Annotated in this window: 14 protein-coding genes and 1 tRNA gene; 9 read left to right on the top strand and 6 right to left on the bottom strand. The window is 71.3% G+C overall.

The window, feature by feature from the left end; genetic code table 11:
• Positions 1–3 precede the first annotated feature (3 nt).
• From ACIBVP_RS28370 to ACIBVP_RS28385, 4 genes are all read right to left on the bottom strand, one after another.
• Positions 4–984: a ribose-phosphate diphosphokinase gene (locus ACIBVP_RS28370; RefSeq protein WP_396109405.1), complete on the bottom strand. Its 981-nt coding sequence runs from the start codon at positions 982–984 to the stop codon at positions 4–6.
• Entirely contained in the window at positions 981–2,462 is a 1,482-nt protein-coding gene (gene glmU / locus ACIBVP_RS28375; protein ID WP_396109406.1) for a bifunctional UDP-N-acetylglucosamine diphosphorylase/glucosamine-1-phosphate N-acetyltransferase GlmU, read from the bottom strand. The genes ACIBVP_RS28370 and glmU overlap by 4 nt, the downstream gene beginning before the upstream one ends.
• Positions 2,463–2,525: 63 nt before the next feature.
• Positions 2,526–4,298 carry a GGDEF domain-containing protein gene (locus ACIBVP_RS28380; protein WP_396109407.1) on the bottom strand — a complete coding sequence of 591 codons (1,773 nt, stop codon included), beginning with the start codon at positions 4,296–4,298 and terminating at the stop codon, positions 2,526–2,528.
• A 35-nt stretch (positions 4,299–4,333) separates the two neighbouring features.
• A tRNA-Gln gene (locus ACIBVP_RS28385) sits at positions 4,334–4,404 on the bottom strand.
• A gap of 218 nt (positions 4,405–4,622) precedes the next feature.
• On the opposite strand from ACIBVP_RS28385, the gene ACIBVP_RS28390 reads away from it, so the two are divergent.
• Positions 4,623–5,588, top strand: coding sequence for an acyl-CoA desaturase (locus tag ACIBVP_RS28390; protein ID WP_396109408.1), 966 nt, complete (start codon positions 4,623–4,625; stop codon positions 5,586–5,588).
• 117 nt (positions 5,589–5,705) lie between these two features.
• Positions 5,706–6,305, top strand: a complete 600-nt coding sequence (locus tag ACIBVP_RS28395; protein WP_396109663.1) for a TetR family transcriptional regulator — start codon at positions 5,706–5,708, stop codon at positions 6,303–6,305.
• A gap of 10 nt (positions 6,306–6,315) precedes the next feature.
• On the opposite strand, the gene ACIBVP_RS28400 is transcribed toward ACIBVP_RS28395, so the two are convergent.
• Both ACIBVP_RS28400 and ACIBVP_RS28405 read right to left on the bottom strand, forming a co-directional pair.
• Positions 6,316–6,990, bottom strand: a complete 675-nt coding sequence (locus tag ACIBVP_RS28400) for a MerR family transcriptional regulator (protein ID WP_396109409.1) — start codon at positions 6,988–6,990, stop codon at positions 6,316–6,318.
• 1 nt (position 6,991) lies between these two features.
• Positions 6,992–8,215 carry a PQQ-dependent sugar dehydrogenase gene (locus ACIBVP_RS28405; RefSeq protein ID WP_396109410.1) on the bottom strand — a complete coding sequence of 408 codons (1,224 nt, stop codon included), beginning with the start codon at positions 8,213–8,215 and terminating at the stop codon, positions 6,992–6,994.
• Positions 8,216–8,279: 64 nt separating this feature from the next.
• On the opposite strand from ACIBVP_RS28405, the gene ACIBVP_RS28410 reads away from it, so the two are divergent.
• From ACIBVP_RS28410 to ACIBVP_RS28440, 7 genes are all read left to right on the top strand, one after another.
• Entirely contained in the window at positions 8,280–9,779 is a 1,500-nt protein-coding gene (locus tag ACIBVP_RS28410; protein WP_396109411.1) for a hypothetical protein, read from the top strand.
• A 12-nt stretch (positions 9,780–9,791) separates the two neighbouring features.
• Entirely contained in the window at positions 9,792–10,544 is a 753-nt protein-coding gene (locus tag ACIBVP_RS28415; RefSeq protein ID WP_396109412.1) for an enoyl-CoA hydratase/isomerase family protein, read from the top strand.
• Between the two features lie 232 nt (positions 10,545–10,776).
• On the top strand, positions 10,777–11,670 hold the full coding sequence (locus ACIBVP_RS28420) for a LysR family transcriptional regulator (RefSeq protein ID WP_396109413.1): 894 nt from the start codon (positions 10,777–10,779) through the stop codon (positions 11,668–11,670).
• Between the two features lie 146 nt (positions 11,671–11,816).
• The gene (gene mfd, locus ACIBVP_RS28425) at positions 11,817–15,377 is read left to right on the top strand and encodes a transcription-repair coupling factor (RefSeq protein ID WP_396109664.1); all 3,561 of its coding nucleotides are present in this window, start codon (positions 11,817–11,819) and stop codon (positions 15,375–15,377) included.
• Between the two features lie 24 nt (positions 15,378–15,401).
• A complete protein-coding gene (locus ACIBVP_RS28430) occupies positions 15,402–16,364 on the top strand; it encodes a hypothetical protein (RefSeq protein WP_396109414.1) in 963 nt (320 codons plus the stop codon).
• Positions 16,361–17,296, top strand: coding sequence for a MazG family protein (locus ACIBVP_RS28435; RefSeq protein WP_396109415.1), 936 nt, complete (start codon positions 16,361–16,363; stop codon positions 17,294–17,296). The genes ACIBVP_RS28430 and ACIBVP_RS28435 overlap by 4 nt, the downstream gene beginning before the upstream one ends.
• 167 nt (positions 17,297–17,463) lie before the next feature.
• The gene (locus ACIBVP_RS28440) at positions 17,464–20,673 is read left to right on the top strand and encodes a PDZ domain-containing protein (protein WP_396109416.1); all 3,210 of its coding nucleotides are present in this window, start codon (positions 17,464–17,466) and stop codon (positions 20,671–20,673) included.
• Positions 20,674–20,678 lie beyond the last annotated feature (5 nt).

Below are 20,678 nucleotides of genomic sequence, written 5' to 3' on the forward strand. Positions count from 1 at the left end.
CCGTCAGGCGTTGCCGTCGAACAGGCTGGTCACCGAGCCGTCCTCGAAGACTTCCTGGATGGCCCGCGCGAGCAGCGGGGCGATCGACAGCACCGTCATGTTCGGGAAGCGCTTCCCGTCGGGGATCGGGAGCGTGTTGGTGAACACGACCTCCTTCGCCCCGCACTTCGACAGGCGCTCCGGCGCGGGGCCGGACAGCACGCCGTGTGACGCGGCCACGACCACGTCGGCCGCGCCCTCGTCCAGCAGCTGGCCGACGGCCTTCGCGATGGTGCCGCCGGTGTCGACCATGTCGTCGATCACGACGCACAGCCGCCCGCGCACCTCGCCGACCACGCGGTTCGCCACGACCTCGTTGGGCCGCAGCGGGTCACGGGTCTTGTGGATGAACGCGATCGGCACGCCGCCGAGGTCGTCCGCCCACTTCTCCGCGAGCTTCGTGCGGCCCGCGTCCGGGGACACGACCGTCACGTTGTCCGCGCCGTACTGCTCCTTCACGTACTGCGACAGCAGTGTCTGCGCGAACAGGTGGTCGACGGGGCCGTCGAAGAAGCCCTGGATCTGCGCGGTGTGCAGGTCGACGGTCATGATCCGGTCGGCGCCCGCGGTCTTGAACAGGTCCGCGATGAGCCGTGCCGAGATCGGCTCGCGGCCTTTGTGCTTCTTGTCCTGCCGCGCGTACGGGTAGAACGGCATGATCACGGTGATCCGCTTGGCCGACGCCCGCTTCAGCGCGTCGACCATGATCAGCTGCTCCATGACCCACTGGTTGATGGGCTCGCAGTGGCTCTGGATGACGAACGCGTCGCAGCCACGGACCGACTCCTCGAACCGGACGAAGATCTCGCCGTTCGCGAAGTCGTACGCCGACTGCGGCGTGATCGACACGTTGAGGTGCTTCGCGACTTCCTCGGCGAGTTCTGGGTGCGCCCGCCCGGAGAAGAACATCAGGTTCTTCTTCGGCGTTCCGGTCTTGACGGTCATGACTGGTCCTCCGATGACTCGGATGTGATCCCGAGCGCCCGCCGCGCGGCCTCCGCCGCGGGGGTACCCGGTCGCTTGCGCAGCACCCAACCCTCGATGTTGCGCTGCGAACCGGCCGAAACGGCCAGCGCACCCGGTGGCACGTCCTCCCTCAGCACGGCCCCCGCCCCGCTGTACGCGCCGTCCCCCACGTTGACCGGCGCGACGAACATGTTGTCGCTGCCGGTGCGCGCGTGCGACCCGACGGTCGTCCTGCGCTTGGTCACCCCGTCGTAGTTCACGAAGACGCTGGCGGCGCCGATGTTGGAGTACTCGCCGATCGTGGCGTCGCCGACGTACGACAGGTGCGGCACCTTCGTGCCCTCGCCGATCTCGGAGTTCTTGACCTCGACGAACGTGCCGATCTTGCCCTTGTCGTGCAGCACGGTGCCGGGCCGCAGGTACGCGAAGGGCCCGACGTTCGCGCCGTCGCCGATCGTCGACTCGCTGCCGTGCGTGCGGACGACCTTCGCCGCCGCACCGACGCGGACGTCGGTGAGCGTGGTGTCCGGGCCGACGGTCGCGCCCTCGCCGATCGACGTGGTGCCGCGCAGTTGCACGTTCGGCTCCAGCACCACGTCCCGGGCCAGCCGCACGCCGGCGTCGAGCCACACGGTGGCCGGGTCGACCATGGTGACGCCCGCGCGCATCCACTGCTCGGTCAGGCGCCGGTTCATCTCGCGGCCCAGCGCGGCGAGCTGCACGCGGTCGTTGACGCCCTCGACCAGCCACCGGTCGGCGCAGGTCCACGAGCCGCAGCGGTGCCCGTCGCCGCGGGCGATGGCGAGCACGTCGGTGAGGTACTGCTCGCCCTGCGCGTTGTCGGTGGACAGCCGCCCGAGCGCGTCGGCCAGCACGGCCGCGTCGAACGCGTACACACCGGAGTTGATCTCGGTGATGGCCGCCTGCTCCTCGGTGGCGTCCTTCTGCTCGACGATCGCGGCGACCGTGCCGTCGGCGTCGCGCACGATGCGGCCGTAGCCGTGCGGGTTGTCGACCCGTGCGGTCAGCACCGTGACGGCGTTGCCCTTCTCGGCGTGCTCGGCGAGCAGCGCGGACAGGGTCGCGGTGTCGAGCAGCGGCACGTCGCCGTACGTCACGAGGACGGTGCCGGTGAGGTTGCCGGGCAGCTCGTCGAGCGCGCAGCGCACCGCGTGACCGGTGCCGTGCTGCTCCTCCTGGACGGCGACGGTGACGGTCGCGTCGATGCCCTTCTCGACCTCGGTGAGGTGCTCGGTGACGGCGTCCCTGCCGTGGCCGACGACCACCGCCACCCGCGCGGGGCGCAGGCCGGCGGCGGCGCGGACGGCGTGCTCGACCAGCGAGCGGCCCGCGATCCGGTGCAGCACCTTCGGGGTGCGGGACCGCATCCTGGTGCCCTCGCCCGCGGCGAGAATGATCGTGCTGACTTCTCCGAGCCCGGACGAGCCCTCCGGCATGGCAGCCGTCTCCCTTGGCACAAGATCGATTTTCGGAGCCCGGCCGGACCCCGGGACTCGATCCTACGTGCCGTTCGGAAGCACCCACGCAGGGTCGGTCGCGGGCTCCTCCACGGTTTCCGGTGCGTCCGTTTCGTCCCCGGAGACGGCGACCACGTCGTTGCCGCCTTTGCGTTTGGCCTGGTACATGGCGGCGTCGGCGCGGGCGAGCGCGCGGGCGGCGGTTTCACCCGGACGGAGGGACACCACACCCACGGAGAGTGTGACGCCGTGCGAGAGGTCGTGCGGGAGCTGCGCCACGGCGTCCGCGGCGCGGCGCAGCGCGGCGGCCGCGGGCCGCAGCGGCGCACCGGGCAGCAGCACGATGAACTCGTCGCCGCCGTAGCGGGCCACCATGTCCGAGCCGCGCAGCGTGTCGCGGACCGTGCTGGCGATCACGCGCAGCACGTCGTCGCCGTCGGCGTGGGACATGCGGTCGTTGACGCCCTTGAACCCGTCGAGGTCGACCAGCGCGATCGCGAGCGGTTTCCCGCCGACCCGCGCGGACAGCTCCTCGAGCCGTTCGTCCAGCGCACGGCGGTTGGGCAGGCCGGTCAGCGGGTCCTGCAGCGCCTGGCGGGCGATCGCGCCGTGCTTGCGGGACAGCCGCTCGTGCTCGCGGCGGGTGTCGAGCGTGGTCTTGCGGGACAGCCGCTGGTCGGACAGCTGTGCCTCCAGCTCGGAGACGTACAGCTGCAGCGCGCTGGCGGTCCGCTCACCGCCGTCGTCGGCGCCCGCGATGCTGGACAGCCGTGCGAACTCGCGGATCAGGCACAGGTACAGGCCCTGCTCGATGGTCGTCGTGTGCAGGCGTTTCTGCACGGCGCCGAGGGCCTCGACGGCCTCCTCGACGTGCGCGCACTGCTCCAGGCAGCGGGCCAGCGCGATCGCGACGAAGATCAGCTCACGCTGCGGCGCCAGCTCCAGCAGGCCGGCCAGCCGTTCCAGGTGCGCGCTCGACGGGTTCGCGAGCGCGTGCGCCGCGCCGATCACCGGGACCTGCTCGGCGGCCGTCCGGTCGGGCTTGCGCCGGAACAGCGACTCCTTGAACGGCAGCTCGATCCCCTCCGCCATGGCCGCGGCCTCGGCGAAGTGCTGTGCCGCCTCCTCGTCCTGGCCCGCGCGTTCCAGGCGCAGGCCCCAGCCGAGCTGCAGACGGGTGCGGGTGAGCAGGTGCACGGAGATGTCGTGGCTGCCCGCGCCGTTGCGGATGTGCCGGTTCGCCTTCTTCATCACCTGGTCGGCGACCTCGTAGACGCCGAGCTGGGCGAGCACGGTGCCGAGGTCCATCAGCGTGGAGGTCATCAACACGTGCCAGGTGCGGCTGCCGAACATCGGGTCCGGCTCGATCTTCTCGTCGAGCATCGCGAGGCCCACCGCGACCTCGGAGAGCGCGTCGTCCTCCTCGCCGATCATCAGCAGGCGGGTGCCGCGCAGCGCGTGCGCGTCGGCCTCCAGCACGACGAGCTTGTGGTCGCGGGCGTGGGACAGGAACTCGTCGGCCATGTCGCCCGCGGCGGCCGCCGACTCGGTGTCGACGACGCGGATCGCGGTCGCGGCCCGCAGCAGCTGACCGACCAGCCTCGGCTCGTCACGGCGGCGGGTCTGGGCGAGGAGGTGGTCCATCTCGTCGACGTGGCGGGCGAGGTCGCCACGTTCACCCGCTTGGGTGATGGCGAGCAGCTCGCGGGCGCGACCGACCAGCCACGCGTCGGAGCGCTCGTCCAACGCGGGTCGGTCGACGTCGGTACGGATGCCTTCCCGCTCGCCGCCATCCACGTGGCTGTCCACCTTCATCGAAACCAGAAGCCCTGCCCGCCGGGCGCGGACAGCTCCGCCGCCAGGGATCGAACCTGGACCATCAGAACCAAAATCTGAGGTGCTGCCTTTACACCACGGCGGATCGCGGACGGAGTAATCCGTCCACGGTTGGACATCGTGGCATGCATGTCCTCCCGGTGGCAGTGGTACCCGGCCGATCGTAAGGAAGCGCGTCCAAATGGGTGTGACGCGGATCACGGGAGTGGTCCCGCCGATGCTTGGCCTGGTTCATTGGGACACGTAAGTTACGGTTGCGTAGGCGAGGCTCGCCTAACCATCTGGAAGACGGGGTAGCAAGGGATGACGACGACCCTCGACGAGACATCTGGTGGTGCCGCGCCCCAGAAGGGGCCGAAGCCGATCACGGTCGGGCGCCGCAGGAACTACGTCCAGCTGGGGGTGTACATCTTCATCCTCGTGCCCTTCGCCGCGCTCATCGCCGCGGTGCCGCTGGCGTGGGGCTGGGGTCTCACGTGGGTGGACGTGATCCTCGCGTTCGCCTTCTTCTACTTCACCGGGCACGGTGTCACCGTCGGCTACCACCGGTACTTCACGCACGGGTCGTACAAGGCGAAGCGGCCGTTGAAGGTCTTCCTCGCGATCGCGGGCAGCATGGCCGTGCAGGGCCCGCCGATCATCTGGGTCGCCGACCACCGCCGCCACCACGCGTTCTCCGACAAGGAGGGCGACCCGCACTCGCCGTGGCTGTTCGGCACCGGCCCGGTCGCGATCGCCAAGGGCTTCTGGCACGCGCACATGGGCTGGCTGTTCGACCGCGACATCACCAACAAGGAGCGTTTCGCGCCCGACCTGCTCGCCGACAAGGACATCGTGCGGGTCAACAACACGTTCTGGCTCTGGACCGTGCTCACGTTCGGGCTGCCCGCGCTGCTCGGCGGGCTCATCACGTGGTCGTGGTGGGGCGCGCTGACCGCGTTCTTCTGGGCCGGCCTCGTGCGGGTCGCGATCCTGCACCACGTGACCTGGTCGACCAACTCGATCTGCCACATGATCGGCGACCGGCCGTTCGTGTCCCGCGACAAGGCCGCGAACGTGTGGCCGCTCGCGATCCTGTCCTTCGGCGAGTCGTGGCACAACCTCCACCACGCCGACCCGACCTGCGCTCGTCACGGCGTCAAGAAGGGCCAGATCGACACGTCCGCCCGGATCATCTGGTTCTTCGAGAAGTTCGGCTGGGTGCACAGCGTCCGCTGGCCCACCCAGGCACGTCTCGCCAAGATCTCGGCGGGCTCGGACGTCTCGTAGAGCGTAATTGCCCACGGACCGTCGGTGGTTGCCTCTAGGGTGACTGAAATGGCGGTCAGGCGGCGAGCTCGCACGGCGCCTCCTCGACGCGGGGAGGCGCCGGTGCCACGGGTACGCATGACGGGTGAAGAGCGGCGGCAGCAGCTGCTGGACGTGGCGCGGTCCCTCTTCGCCGAGAAGGGCTTCGACGGCGCGTCGATCGAGGAGATCGCACACCGGGCGAACGTGTCCAAGCCGGTGGTCTACGAGCACTTCGGCGGCAAGGAAGGCGTCTACGCGGTCGTGGTCGACCGGGAGATGCACTACCTGCTGTCGTCGATGACCACCGCGCTGGCCGAGGACGCGCACCCGCGGTTGCTGCTCGAACGCGCCGCCGTGGCGTTGCTGGACTACGTCGAGGGCTCCGCGGACGGGTTCCGGATCCTCGTGCGCGCGTCCCCGGTCGCGTCGTCGACGGGGACGTTCTCGTCGTTGCTGAACGACATCGCCTCGCAGGTCGAGGACATCCTCGGGGTGCAGTTCTCCTCCCGAGGGTACGACCCGAAGCTGGCCGCGCTGTACAGCCAGGCACTGGTGGGGATGGTCGCGTTGACGGGGCAGTGGTGGCTCGACTCGCGCAAGCCCCGCAAGGACGAGGTGGCCGCGCACCTGGTCAACCTCTCGTGGAACGGGCTGTCACACCTGGAGAGCGCGCCCGTCCTGCGCGAGGAGCACTGATCGGCGCGGGTCAGCCCAGGTAGGCGTGCAGGCGGGCCGCGCCCTCCAGCATGACGCGGGTCCGTGCGACCAGTGCCGACCGCCGCGTCTCCACCGCCGCCAGCAGCGCGTCGCTGCTGCCGGACTCCCGCAGGCCCGCCAGGATCGGGTGGATCTGCTCCAGGCCGTACCCGTTCTGCCGCAGCATGGTGATCATCCGTGCGTCGCGGATGTCCGCCGAGGAGTAGAAGCGGTAGCCCGTGCCGCGTTCGCGCCGCGGCACCAGCAGGCCCGCCGCCTCCCACACCCGCAGCGCCGACGTGCGGACGCCCAGCACCCGTGCCAGCTCGCCGATCCGCAGGTCCGCGCGCGGTGGCGGCTCGGTCGACGCGACCGCCGCCAGCGCCTCGGCCGTCGCCGCCAGCTTTCGGGTCTGGTCGTGCACGTCCGCGTGTGCCTCGTTCACCAGCGCCAGCGCGGCGGGCACGGCCCCGTCGTGGACCGCGTTCATGATCGCCTTCGCGGCCGCCCAGCCGAAGCCCTTCGTCAGGGCGCGGTAGGTGAGCAGCGCGTCCCGGTGGCGTTCGTCGAGCACCCGGTAGCCGGACTCGGTGCGCGGCGCGGGTGGCAGGACGCCCCAGTCCACGTAGTTGCGGACCTGCTGCGTCGAGACCCCCGCCGCCCGGGCGAGGTCGATCGGCCGCACGTCAGGCGGGGGTGACGCGCAACAGCTTGTCGTCCGTGCCGTTGCTGGTCGTCAGGTACAGGGCGCCGTCGGGGCCGGTCCGTGCCGCACGCAGGCGGCCGAACGTGTCCGTGAACTCCTTGGGCACCGACACGGTCTCGACGTCACCCTGTTCCGTCAGGGACAGCAGGATGACCTTCGCGCCCTTCAGTGCGGTGATCACCAGTGTGCCTTCGAGCGCGCCCCACTGGTCACCCGCCAGGAACGTGGCCGCGCAGACCGCCTCGGTCATGTCGCCCGTCTGCCACTTCGCGGGCACCGCGTCCGGGAACCGTTGCAGGTCGGTCATCTCGACGCTCTCGTCGTAGCCGCCGACCGTGCCGCCCTGCGACGGGTCCCAGCCGTAGTTCCTGCCCGCCTGGATCAGGTTCACCTCGTCGTTCTTGCTGGGCCCGTGTTCGGCGGTGAACACCTGGTCGGAGTCCGGCCGCGGCGCGACGCCCTGGATGTTGCGGTGCCCGTAGGTGTAGACGTACCGCTCGTTGCGGTTCGCCGCGTCGACGAACGGGTTGTCCGGCTTGGGTTCGCCCGTGTCCAGGTCGAGCCGCAGCACCTTGCCGCCCAGGTTCGTGCGGTCCTGCGGGAACGTGCCGTGCGCGGTGTCACCGGTGCCGACCAGGAGCGAGCCGTCGCGGGCGAGCGTGGGACGGCAGCCTGAGTGCCTGCCCGACTGGGCCAGCGGCAGGCCGGTCAGCAGTTCCTTCTCCCGTGTCGCGATCCGGCCGTCCTCGGCGAGGCGCCACGTGACGAGCCGGATGTCGTTCGGCTCCCCGTTCTCCGTGTGGGTCTGGCAGGTCGTGAACCGGCGTGTCTGCGCGAAGTCCGGGTGCACGACGAGCCCCATCAGGCCGCCCTCGCCCTGGACGTGCACGTCGGTCAGGTCCGCCTTCACGGTCGTGACCGTCGCGCCCGGCTTGTTGCTCGACAACAGGGCGATCCGCGCGGGCCGCTGGGACACGAGGACCTTGCCGTCCGGCAGGAACCCGACGTCCCAGCCGTGCGCCAGGCCGCCCGCGACCGTCTCCACCTTCAGCCGCGGCGTCTCCGCGGCGCTCGGCGTGGTCGGCGCGCTCGTGCCGCTGCGCGGAACCTGTCCCGTTCCCGCACGCTCGGCAGGCGCGTCGGTACAGGCGGTGAGCACGGCCAGCGCCGCTCCGACAACGAGAAAACTCGTCCGGGTTCGCATGGGTCCAGAATGCTGCTCCGCGCGTCGCACTGCTGTGTGGTGACGCCGGCGTAGGAGAGGGCGAATGAGCGACGACTGGTGGACAGATCACCGGCAGAACAAGCGGCTCGCGGGGCTCGAGGAGGACCTGAGCTACGTCTCCGCGTCGTTGTCGCAGGCACGGGCGTCGCAGAACCGGCTGAAGGCCGAGCTGTCGAAGGTCAGCGGCTCGCTCGAGCAGCGGCTGAACCGGCTCTCCGCGGCCTTCGACGCGTTCGTGGAGATCAGTGACCTGCGGGTGACGCTCGGGTTGTTCGACTCGCACGGGCGGGTGCGCCACCAGGCCAAACAGTTGCTGGCGGGCTCGGGTGCCGGGGACGTGTCCGACGCGGACGGCTACTGGCTCGCGCCCGCGCTGATCGCGTTGCGCGGCGTGGCCGACGGTGTGGTCGACGAGGAGGCGCTCGCGCTGGCGACGGCCCGCGATCCCTTGCGTGCCTGCGCGTTCCACGTGCTGCTCACGTCGGTGCTCGGTGGCCGCTCGACGGTGCCCTCGCTCGCGCCCGCCATGCCGGCACTGCCCGCCGAGGTGCCGTCCTACCAGCGAGCGGTGTGGCTGCTCGCGGCCGACGGCTTCTTCGGCGCGGACGGGTGGGACCTGGCGCGGGAGCGGTGCGCGGAGTTCGCGACGGGCGTGACCGACGGCTCGCTGGTCAGCGCGCTGCGGGACGTGGCGGCGCCGCGTGCCGCCGTGCAGGTGCCGAAAGAGCTGGACGGCGGCGGTTCCCTGCCGAACTCGCTGCAGGCGTGCGAGAAGCTCGCCGTGCTGCGGACGTGGGTCACCGAGGCGCTGGACGGCTACACGAACGAACCCGACGGCGAGCCCGACGAGCTGGCCCGCACGTCGCTGGAGCTGCTGATCGACGAGGGCAGCCCGGTCGAGCTGCCGCTGCTCGCGCGGGAACGCGAGCTGCGGTCGGTCATCGAGGGCACCGAGACCGCGAAGTCCACGTGGGACAGCCCGGTCGGCACGGCGAGCGAGCTGCTGCGTGCGGACCTCGCGTCGGACCGTCCCAACCGCAGGGCGCTCGCGACGCGGGCGAGCGGATCCGTGTTGGTCACGGTGGCCGAGGAGCTGGCGGAGACGGCACGCGTCGAAGCGCCGTCGTCCCTGGACGTCCGCACCCGGTTCGGCCGCGTGACGATCACCCCGTCCGGTCCCGACGCCACGTCCATGCGGAAGGCACTCGACCTGGCGGAGCGGTCGGCGCTGGTCGACTCCAAGCGCCGGGAGGTGGCGATCGGCGCCGCGGTCGTGGGCGTGATCTTCCTGGTGCTGGGGATCGTCGCCGGATGGGGCTGGCTGTTCGTGGCCGTGGCGGGCCTCGGCACGGCCGTCTACCAGTGGCTTTCCGCGGACAAGGAGCGGCGCAACGCCGTGCTCGCGGGCGAGCACGCGACGAAGTCGCTGGTCACCGACGTGGAGAAGCGGGTGGAGGCGTTCGCCAAGACGCGCCGCGAGCTGCGGGAACGGCAGGCCGCGGTGGACGAGGACCTGACCGCCGTGCGGACGGCGCTGGCGTGAGATCGTGAACGCGTGACGCTGAGGCTGGAGTTCGAGGACGCGGTCGCGACACTGACCATCGACCGCCCGTCGAAGCGCAACGCGATGAGCTACGAGATGTGGTCGGCCGTGCCCGGCCTGCTCGACAAGGTCGCCGCGGACGACGGGGTGCGTGCACTCGTCATCCGGGGCACCGACCACTTCTCCGCGGGCGCCGACATCAGCGAGTTCGCGACGTTGCGTGCCGACGCGGCGGGTGCCGAACGCTACGGCGCGGCCGTCCTCGCCGGTGAACGCGCCATCGCCGACCTGCCGAAACCGACGATCGCCGCGATCAACGGCGTGTGCGTCGGCGGCGGCTGCGAGATCGCGCTGGCCTGTGACATGCGGGTCGCCGCGCCGGACGCCCGCTTCGGCATCACCCCGGCCAAGCTCGGCATCGTCTACAACTTCACGTCCACGAAGCAGCTGGTCGACGTGGTCGGCCCGGCGTGGGCGCGGCAGATCCTGTTCACCGCGGAGATCCTCGACGCCGACACCGCGCTGCGGATCGGCCTGGTCAACGAGCTGACCGAGGACCCGGTGGCCCGCGCGCTGGAGCTGGCGGCGACCATGGCGGCACGTGCGCAGGTCAGCGTCCGCGGCGCCAAACGCATCATCGCCAAGATCACCGAGGGCGAGCACGAGGACGCCGAGGTCCGCGCGTTGTACACGGAGTCGGTGCAGAGCACGGACTACACCGAGGGTGTGGCCGCGTTCCTGGAGAAGCGCACCCCGCGGTTCTAGCCGCGCGGCCGCCCCCGCGAGACGACCCGCCCGCCAACCCTGACCTGCAGTGATCCGCAGCTGCACCGGGTCCACAGGGTGCGCCCCGTCGCGGTCCGGTGCTGGGACAGGACCGTGAACGGATCGATGTCGGGCCAACCGCAGTACGGGCAACGCATGCTTCCAGCAAAGGCGCTGTGGACCGTGTACGTCCACGTTGACTTTCCGAACGACAATGTGAAGCATCGCCTACATGATTGACCTGCGCAGGCTCAAGGTCCTGCGTGCGGTCGCGCACTACGGCACGATCACCGCCGCCGCACGGGCCATGCACTTCACCACGTCGGCCGCCTCCCAGCAGATCCGGCAGCTGGGCCGTGAGCTCGGGGTGGTGCTGCTGGAACCGAACGGCCGCAACGTCCGGCTCACGGAGGCGGCCCGCACCCTGCTGGCGCACGCGGACGCCATCGAGTCCCGGTGGGAACAGGCGGAGGTCGACCTGCGCTCGGCCAAGGACGAGCCCGCGGGGTTGCTGCGCCTGTGCTCGATGCCGACTGCGGTGTCCCGGCTTCTGGTGCCCGTGGTGGCGCCGCTGACCGCGAAGTACCCGAGGCTCACGGTCCAGCTGCGTGAGGTGGAACAGCAGCAGGCGTTCGACCTGTTGTTCTCCGGCGACGTGGACCTGGCGGTCATCGAGGTGACCCCGGCCAACCCACCGCTCACGGATCCCCGCTTCGACCAGCGCCCGCTGACCGACGACGTGTTCGACCTGGTCGTCCCGGCCGACCACCCCAGGGCGGCCGACGAGGAGGCGGACCTGGCCGACTTCGCACGCGACGACTGGATCATCTCGTCGGTTGCCTGCACGTGCCGCGAACACACGCTGGCCGCCTGCGGCGCGGCGGGCTTCACCCCGCACATCGCCCACGACGCGCTGGAGTGGAACGCGATCGCCCACCTGATCGCCCACCACCTCGGCGTGGCCCTCGTGCCGAGGCTCGCCTACCTGCCACCACACCTGCCGGTGACCCGCCTGCGCCTCGCCGACGCGCCGAGCCGCAAGATCATGACCTGCACGCGGGGCGGCGGGTTCGCCAACCCCGCGATCGCCGCTGCCCACGACGCGCTGGTCGACGTGGCCGCGTGAGCACCGGGTCGAAAGGCAGCCGGCTGCGCACGCGCATGAAATCGGTCGCGCCGGGCACGTAGGGTGGACGCCGAGAACCCCTCCGCCGGGCTCGTCCGGGGCAGGGGTGTGTCCGCGCATGACCTCAAGGGGTATCTCCAGTGTCGTTGTCCGGTCTGCTGCGAGCCGTGCTGCCCGACCCCGCCCTGGTCAAGATCGCCGAGTCCGTCGGGGCGACGAGCCTCGAGCTGGAAGGGCCAACCGCCGTCCGACCGCTGGTCACCGCCGCCCTGGCCGCGCGGAAGCACGTCCTCGCGATCACCGCCACCGGCCACGAGGCCGACGATCTCACCGCCGCGCTCCGTGACCTGCTCGGTCCCGACGCGGTCGCCAACTTCCCGTCGTGGGAGACGCTGCCGCACGAACGCCTCTCACCCAGGGCGGACACCGTCGGCCGCCGTCTCGAGGTGCTGCACCGGCTCCGCCGCGGCGGCGACCAGGGGGCGCCGCAGGTCGTGGTCGCCACCGTGCGCAGCCTCATCCAGCCGATGGCCCCCGGCCTCGGCACGCTCGACCCGGTGCACCTGGTGGTCGGCGAGGAGCACGACTTCGACGGCGTCGTCGAGCGCCTCGTCGAACTCGCCTACACCCGTGTCGACATGGTCGAGAAGCGCGGCGAGTTCGCCGTCCGGGGCGGCATCCTCGACATCTTCCCGCCCACCGCCGAACACCCGGCCCGCGTCGAGTTCTGGGGCGACGAGGTGTCGGAGATCCGCTGCTTCTCCGTCGCCGACCAGCGGTCGCTGCCCACCGAGATCACCGAGGTCAACGCCCCGCCCTGCCGCGAGCTGCTGCTCACCGAGGACGTCCGGCAGCGCGCCACGGAGCTCGCCGAGGAGCAGGCCGCCGCCGGCGGTGCCGACGCCCACCTCGCCGAGATGCTCGGCAAGCTCGCCGACGGCATCCCCGTCGAGGGCATGGAGGCCCTGATCCCGGTCCTGTGCGAAGGCGAGCTGGACCTGCTCACCGACGTCCTGCCCGAGGACGCCCACGTCCTCGTCATCGACCCCGAGAAGGTCCGCACCCGCGCCCACGACCTCGTCCGCACCGGCCAGGAGTTCCTGGAGGCGGCGTGGATGGCCGCCGCGGGCGGCGGGTCCGCCCCCCTCGACCTCGGCGCCTCGGCCTACCGCGGCCTCGGCGAGATCGCCCAGCACGCCCGCGACACCGACCACCCGTGGTGGACGCTCTCCCAGCTCACCACCCCCGACGAGCACGTCGTCCAGCTCGACATCGGTGCCGTCGAGGGCTACCGGGGTGACGTCGTCCGCGCATTCACCGACCTCCGCGCCCACATCGCCACCGGCGGTGCGGCCGTGCTCGTCGTGCCCGGCGCCGGCACCGCCCGCCGCGCGGTCGAGCAGCTCTCCGACGCCGACGTCGCGGCCACGTTCGCCGAGGACGGCCTCACCGAGCCCCCGGCGGGCGGCATCGTCACCGTCGTCCGCGGTGCCCTCGAGGAAGGCTTCCTCGCGCCCGAGCTGGCCCTGGTGGTGCTCACCGAGACCGACCTGACGGGCGGCAGGCACGGCACGTCCACCAAGGACCTCTCCGCGAAGATGCCCTCCCGGCGGCGCAACGCGGTCGACCCGCTCGCCCTCAAGGCCGGCGACTACGTCGTCCACGAGCAGCACGGCATCGGCCGCTACGTCGAGATGGTCCAGCGCACCGTCGGTGGTGCGACCCGTGAGTACCTACTGCTCGAATACGCCTCCTCCAAGCGCGGCCAGCCTGGCGACCGCTTGTTCGTGCCCACCGACCAGCTCGACCAGGTGTCCCGGTACGTCGGCGGTGAGCTGCCCACCCTCAACAAGCTCGGCGGCTCGGACTGGAAGAACACCAAGGCCAAGGCCCGCAAGGCGGTCAAGCAGATCGCCGCCGAGCTTGTGCAGCTCTACGCCGCCCGCCAGTCCGCGCCCGGCCACGCGTTCGGCGCCGACACCCCGTGGCAGCGCGAACTCGAGGACGCCTTCCCGTTCACCGAGACCCCCGACCAGATGGCGGCCATCGACGAGGTCAAGGCCGACATGATGCGCAGCGTCCCCATGGACCGCGTGATCTGCGGCGACGTCGGCTACGGCAAGACCGAGATCGCCGTGCGCGCCGCGTTCAAGGCGGTGCAGGACGGCAAGCAGGTCGTGGTCCTCGTGCCCACCACGCTGCTCGCCCAGCAGCACCTCAACACGTTCACCGAGCGCATGGCCTCCTTCCCGGTCACCGTGAAGGGCCTGTCCCGGTTCACGCACGGCCAGGACGCCGACGCGGTCGTCGAGGGCCTCGCCTCCGGCGAGGTCGACGTGGTGATCGGCACGCACCGCCTGCTGCAGACCGGCATCCGCTACAAGGACCTCGGCCTCGTGATCGTCGACGAGGAACAGCGGTTCGGCGTCGAGCACAAGGAGCACATCAAGGCGCTCCGCACCCACGTCGACGTGCTGACGATGTCCGCCACCCCGATCCCGCGCACGCTCGAGATGTCGCTCGCCGGTATCCGCGAGATGTCGACCATCCTCACCCCGCCCGAGGACCGGCACCCGATCCTCACCTACGTCGGCGCCTACGACGACAAACAGGTCGGCGCCGCGATCCGCCGCGAGTTGTTGCGTGACGGACAGGTCTTCTTCGTGCACAACCGAGTCTCCTCGATCGAGAAGGCCGCGCGCCGGATCCGCGAGATGGTGCCGGAGGCGCGGGTGGTGACCGCGCACGGCCAGATGAACGAGGACCGTCTCGAGAAGATCATCGAGGGTTTCTGGACCCGTGAGTTCGACGTGCTGGTCTGCACCACGATCGTCGAGACCGGTCTCGACATCGCCAACGCCAACACGTTGATCGTGGAGCGCGGTGACATGCTCGGCCTCGCCCAGCTGCACCAGCTGCGCGGCCGCGTCGGCCGTGGCAGGGAACGCGGGTACGCCTACTTCCTGTACCCGCCGGAGGCACCGCTCACCGAGACCGCCCACGACCGGCTCGCGACGATCGCCCAGAACACCGAGCTGGGTGCCGGCATGGCGGTGGCCATGAAGGACCTCGAGATCCGTGGCGCGGGCAACATCCTCGGCGCGGAACAGTCCGGGCACATCGCGGGCGTCGGCTTCGACCTCTACGTCCGGCTCGTCGGCGAGGCGGTCGAGGCGTTCCGCAAGCACGCGGGCGCCGAACCCGGAGAGGAGGAGGAAGAGCTCGCCGAGGTGCGGGTCGACCTGCCGGTGGACGCGCACATCCCGCACGACTACGTGCCGGGCGAACGGTTGCGGCTCGAGGCCTACCGCAAGATCGCCGCCGCGGTCGACGTGGACGCGCTCACGGCCGTCGAGGAGGAGTTGAAGGACCGCTACGGCAACCCGCCGCTGCCGGTGCAGCGCCTGTTCGCGGTGGCGGCGTTCCGGCAGAAGTGCCGCGAGCACGGCGTCACCGAGGTGACCCTGCAGGGCAGCTCGATCCGGTTCGCGCCGCTGTCGCTGCGCGACTCGCAGATCGTGCGGCTGAAGCGGCTGCACCCCAAGGCGAACTACAAGCCGGTGAGCGAACTCGTCACCGTGCCGAGGCCGACCGAGGGGGCCGCGGGCGGCCGGATCGGGGCGCCCCCGCTGCGTGACGTGGAGCTGCTGGAGTGGTGCGCGAAGCTCCTGGACGGCCTGGTGATCGCCCCCGCTCCGGTTGGCTAGTGGACTGTGAGAGGCTTGGCGACCGTGACGAGTGTCCTTCGCCGTGCCGTAGCGCCGTTCGCCGCCGTGACCGCGCTGGTCGCGACGCTGACCGCGTGTGGGACCGGGCCAAGCCAGGTCAACTCCGCCGTCATCATCGACGACCACGTCATCTCGGTCGACGACGTGCAGTCCCTGATCGACAAGGTGGTCAAGGAACCGGCTGCCCGGCCGCTCGCCCAGCAGCACAAGCTCGACCTCGTGGCGCGGGAGGTCGTGTCGCAGCTGGTCACCCACGAGCTGCTCATGGAGGTCGCCGAGAAGGAGAACCTCCGGGTCGACCAGGAGCAGCTCGCGCAGCTGCGTGAGCAGGACCCGCTCGCCCAGGAGCTGCCCGCCGACGGCAGCGTGCCCGCCGAGCAGCTGGTGCCCGCGCTGGTGAACCGCGCCCGCGGTTTCGACGCGTACGCGGGCGACAACCTGCTGCTCATCGAGCTGGTGCGGAAGTACGTCGGCCGCGCGGACGTGTCGCTCAACGCCGCATCGCTGAGTGACTACGACGCCGCCAAGAAGCTCGCCGAGCAGATCTCGGCGAACCCGGACCAGGGCGCTTCGCTCATGGAGTCGGCATCCTCCCCGGAGATGCCGCCGCAGCTCGACGTGAGCACCGGCCCCAGCCTCAGCGCGCTCCAGCTGCTGTTGCCGGACGACTCGGTGCTCGTCATCAACCAGCCCGCCACCGACCAGAGCCCGGGCGGCTTCGTCGTCGTGCAGGTGCTGGAAAGCCAGGTCGCGTCGAGCCCGTCGCCCGAGACCGACCTGAGCCAGGTGGACCCGAACCAGCTGCCGTTTCTCGGCAAGTACCTGCTGCGTGAGCACGCGATGAGCAAGAACCTGCGGGTGAGCCCCCGTTACGGCGAGTGGAACGTCGCCGAGATGAAGGTGCTGCCGAAGTCCGAGGCCAGTGTCGCCGGGCTGCTGCTGGTGCCGGGGACCGACAAGCCGTGACACGCGCGGCCGAGGCCACGCCGACGGGAACGGCCGTCGTGCTGCTCGGCCCCGGTGACTCGGTTCCGGTGGCCGCGCTCCCGCTCGTGCGTGCCGCGGCCGCCGTGTACTCGGCAGCGGACGCGCCGTCACCCAAACGGCTCGCGGACGAGGTGCTGTCCGGTCCGATCGTGCTGTTGACCGAGGACCTGGACGAGCCGGCGGCCGTGGAGCTGGTGGCTCGTGGCGCCGAGGTCGTCCGGCCGAAGTCGGGACACGGCTCCGGTCTGCTGGACGCGGTCGCGGTGATGGATCGGCTGCGTTCGCCGGGCGGCTGCCCGTGGGACGTGGAACAGACGCACGACTCGCTGAAGCAGTACCTCGTCGAGGAATGCTTCGAGCTGTTGGAAGCCATCGAGGACGGTGACCGCGCCGCACTGCGCGAAGAACTCGGCGACGTGCTGCTGCAGGTGCTGTTCCACGCCCGGGTGGCGCAGGAGGCACCGGACGCTCCGTTCTCCATCGACGACGTGGCGGCCGAGCTGGTGGCGAAGCTGGTGGGCCGCCACCCGCACGTGTTCGCGGGCGGGGACCCGGCGGTGCGGGACGCACGGACGCAGGAACACCGCTGGGAACAGTTGAAGCAGCAGGAGAAGAAGCGCGCGTCGAGTGTCGACGGCGTGGCGATGGGACAGCCCGCGCTGGCGCTGGCCGCCAAGCTGGTGCAGCGCACCAGGCGTGCAGGCCTGCCCGCGGATCTGCTGCCCGGCTCGCCGCTTTTCGGGGCGGCGGCGCGGTCGAAGCTCGCGGGCGACGATCCGGAGGGTGCGCTGCGCGCGGAGGCCAGGAAGTTCGCGGCGGACGTGCGTGCCGCCGAGGACGCGGCCCGCTCCGCGGGCGTGGACCCGGCCACGATGACCGAACCCGAATGGCGTCGTTTCTGGCCGTCCTGACGGATTCCGCATCGGTCTTGTTCATCGGTGTCATGCCTCCACGATGGGGCTGACGTGCGCCGATGTCACGAAGATGTCCGTACGAATGGGACATTCGCTCGCACTCGTCCGGCGGACTGCCCTTTTTGACCGTCATTTCGTCGGTGATCGCCGCTAACGTGGCGGCCGTGAACGACGCGTACCTCCGATTCCCACACCTCCACGGCGAACTCGTCACCTTCGTGGCCGAGGACGACGTGTGGCTGGCACCGCTCGGCGGTGGCCGGGCCTGGCGGGTGTCCGCCGACCAGGTCACGGTCAGCTCGCCGCGCTTCTCCGCCGACGGCGCGCAGCTGGCATGGACCAGTTGGCGCGACGTCGAGCCGGAGGTGCACGTCGCGCCCGCCGACGGCGGGCCAAGCCGCAGGCTGACGCACTGGGCGGACGTCAACACCGAGGTGGTCGGGTGGACGGCGGCGGGTGAGGTGCTGGCGATCAGCACGGTCGGGCAGCCGAGCATCCGCCGGACGTGGGCGTACGCGGTCGCCCAGGACGGCGGCACGCGGAAGCTGCCGTACGGGCCGGTCGGCGGCATCGCCACCGGGCCGGACGGTGCCGTGCTCCTGCTCGGCGCGACCTCCCGGGAACCGGCGTGGTGGAAGCGGTACCGCGGCGGCACGATGGGCAAGCTGTGGCTCGACGCGGACGGGTCCGGTGAGTTCAGCCGCTTCCTCCCGGACCTCGACGGCAACCTGGCGTCGCCGATGTGGGTGGGCGACCGCATCGCGTTCCTCGCCGACCACGAGGGCGTCGGCGAGCTGTACTCGTGCCTGCCGGACGGCTCGGATCTGCGCAGGCACGCGGTCGACGCCCCCGGGGGTTACTACGCGCGCAACGCGACGACCGACGGGCGGCGGGTGGTCTTCCACCGTGCCGGGCGGCTGTGGCTGGTGGACGGGCTCGACAGCGAGCCGCGCGAGCTGGACATCCGGCTCGGCGGGCCGCGGCTCGCCCGCGCCCCGTACCCGGTGCGGGCGGCGGACGAGCTCGGCGACATCGGGCCCGACCACACCGGCCGGGGCAGCGCCATCGAGGTCCGTGGCACCGTGCACTGGCTGACGCACCGGGACGGGCCGGTGCGTGCGCTGTCCGCAGAGCCGGGGGTTCGGGCCAGGCACCCACGCACGATGGGCGACCAGGTCGTGTGGGTGACCGACGCCGACGGCGAGGAGGCGCTGGAGATCTCGCCGGTCGACGGGGCGGCGGCGGGCACGACCCCGCGCCGGATCGGGGTGGGCGGGCTCGGCAGGGTCCTCGAACTGGCGGCGGCCCCCGACGGGCGGCGGGTCGCGGTGGCGACGCACGACGGCCGGGTGCTGCTCGTCGAGGTGGAGACCGGTGAGCTGCACGAGCTGGTCCACACCACCGACGGCGACCCGTGCGATCTCGCGTTCTCGCCGGACTCGGCGTGGCTCGCGTGGTCGCACCCGGGGCCGAACCCGTTGCGCAACATCAGGATGGCCAACACCACCGATCTGTCCATTGTGGACGTCACGCCGCTTCGGTTCGTCGACTCCGACCCCCAGTTCACGGTCGACGGCAAGCACCTCGCGTTCCTGTCCATGCGCAGCTTCGACCCGGTCTACGACACGCACGTGTTCGACATGTCCTTCCCGTATGGCACCCGGCCACACCTCGTGCCGCTCGCGGCGACCACGCCGTCACCGTTCTCGCCGCAGCTGCGGGGCAGACCGGTCGACGACGAGCCGGACGGCAAGGACAAGGAGAAGGACGGCAGGGACAGCGACGGAGACGACACGCCGCCGCGCACCGCGGTGGACCTGGAGGGGCTCGGCGAACGGGTGGTCGCGCTGCCCGTGCAGGCCGCCAGGTACGGCCATCTCCTCGCGGTGAAGAACGGGCTGGTGTGGCTGCGGTACACGCTGTCCGGGGTGCTCGGCCACGACGGCGACGGTGACGACGACGGCAGCGACAAGACCGTCCTCGAGCGCTACGACTTCGTCAAGCGCAAGCACGAGACCCTGAACGACGGCGTCGACGGCGTGTGGGTGACCGGCGACGGCGAACGGCTGGTGGTGCGCGAGGGTTCGCGGCTGCGGGTGCAGGCGGCGGACGCGAAGCCGGACTCGTCCGACGACGGTGACGACGTGTGGGTGGACCTGTCGCGGGTGCGGGTGCGGGTCGATCCGGCGGCGGAGTGGCGGCAGTCGTTCGACGAGGCCGGGCGGCTGATGCGGGACCACTTCTGGCGCGCGGACATGAGCGGTGTCGACTGGCCGGGCGTGCTGGCGCGATACCGGCCGCTGGTGGAGACCGTCAACTCGCACGACGAACTGGTCGACCTGTTGTGGGAGGTGCAGGGCGAGCTGGGTACCTCCCACGCGTACGTGACGCCACCGGACGGTGGGGTGGAGTCCGCGCGGCGGCTCGGGTTGCTCGGCGCGGACCTGGTGCGCGACGGGGAGGTGTGGCGGGTCGAGCGGATCCTGCCGGGGGAGTCGTCCGACCCGCGGGCACGGTCGCCGTTGCGCGCGCCCGGGGTGGCGGTCCGGGCGGGTGACGCGATCGTCGCGGTCGACGGCAGGCCGGTCGACCCGGTGGTGGGGCCGTTCCCGTTGCTGGCCGGCACCGCGGACAAGCCGGTGGAGCTGGTGATCGCACCTGGTGGCGGGGGCGCGAACCGGAGCGTGGTCGTGGTGCCGCTGTGGGACGACATGCCGCTGCGCTACCACGACTGGGTGGCGGGCAGACGGGCGTACGTGCACGAGACGAGCGGCGGCAGGCTCGGCTACGTGCACGTGCCGGACATGATCGCGAGCGGCTGGGCCGAGCTGCATCGTGACCTGCGGCTGGAGGTCCGGCGGGAGGGCCTGATCGTCGACGTGCGCGAGAACCGGGGTGGGCACCTGTCCCAGCTGGTGGTGGAGAAGCTCGGCCGCAAGATCATCGGCTGGCAGATCACGCGGGACGCGCACGCGGCCGAGAGCTATCCGCACGACGCGCCGCGGGGTCCGGTCGTGGCGGTGGCGAACGAGTTCTCCGGGTCGGACGGGGACATCGTCAACGCGGCGATCAAGGCGCTGGGGATCGGGCCGGTGGTCGGGACCCGGACCTGGGGTGGGGTCATCGGGATCGACATGCGGTACCACCTCGTGGACGGGACGCTGGTCACCCAGCCCCGGTACGCCACGTGGATCGAGGGGCCCGGGTGGGGCGTGGAGAACTACGGGGTCGATCCGGACGTCGAGGTGGTCATGGCGCCGCAGGACCACGCCGCGGGCCGGGATCCACAGCTGGACGCCGCGGTCCGGGTGGCGTTGGAGGCGCTGGAGGTCACACCCGCCGCTGTGCGGCCCGAGTTGCCGCCGTTGGCGTGACCGGC

It is taken from the genome of Actinophytocola sp. NPDC049390 (genome assembly GCF_044466355.1).
Taxonomy (GTDB): Bacteria; Actinomycetota; Actinomycetes; order Mycobacteriales; family Pseudonocardiaceae; genus Actinophytocola.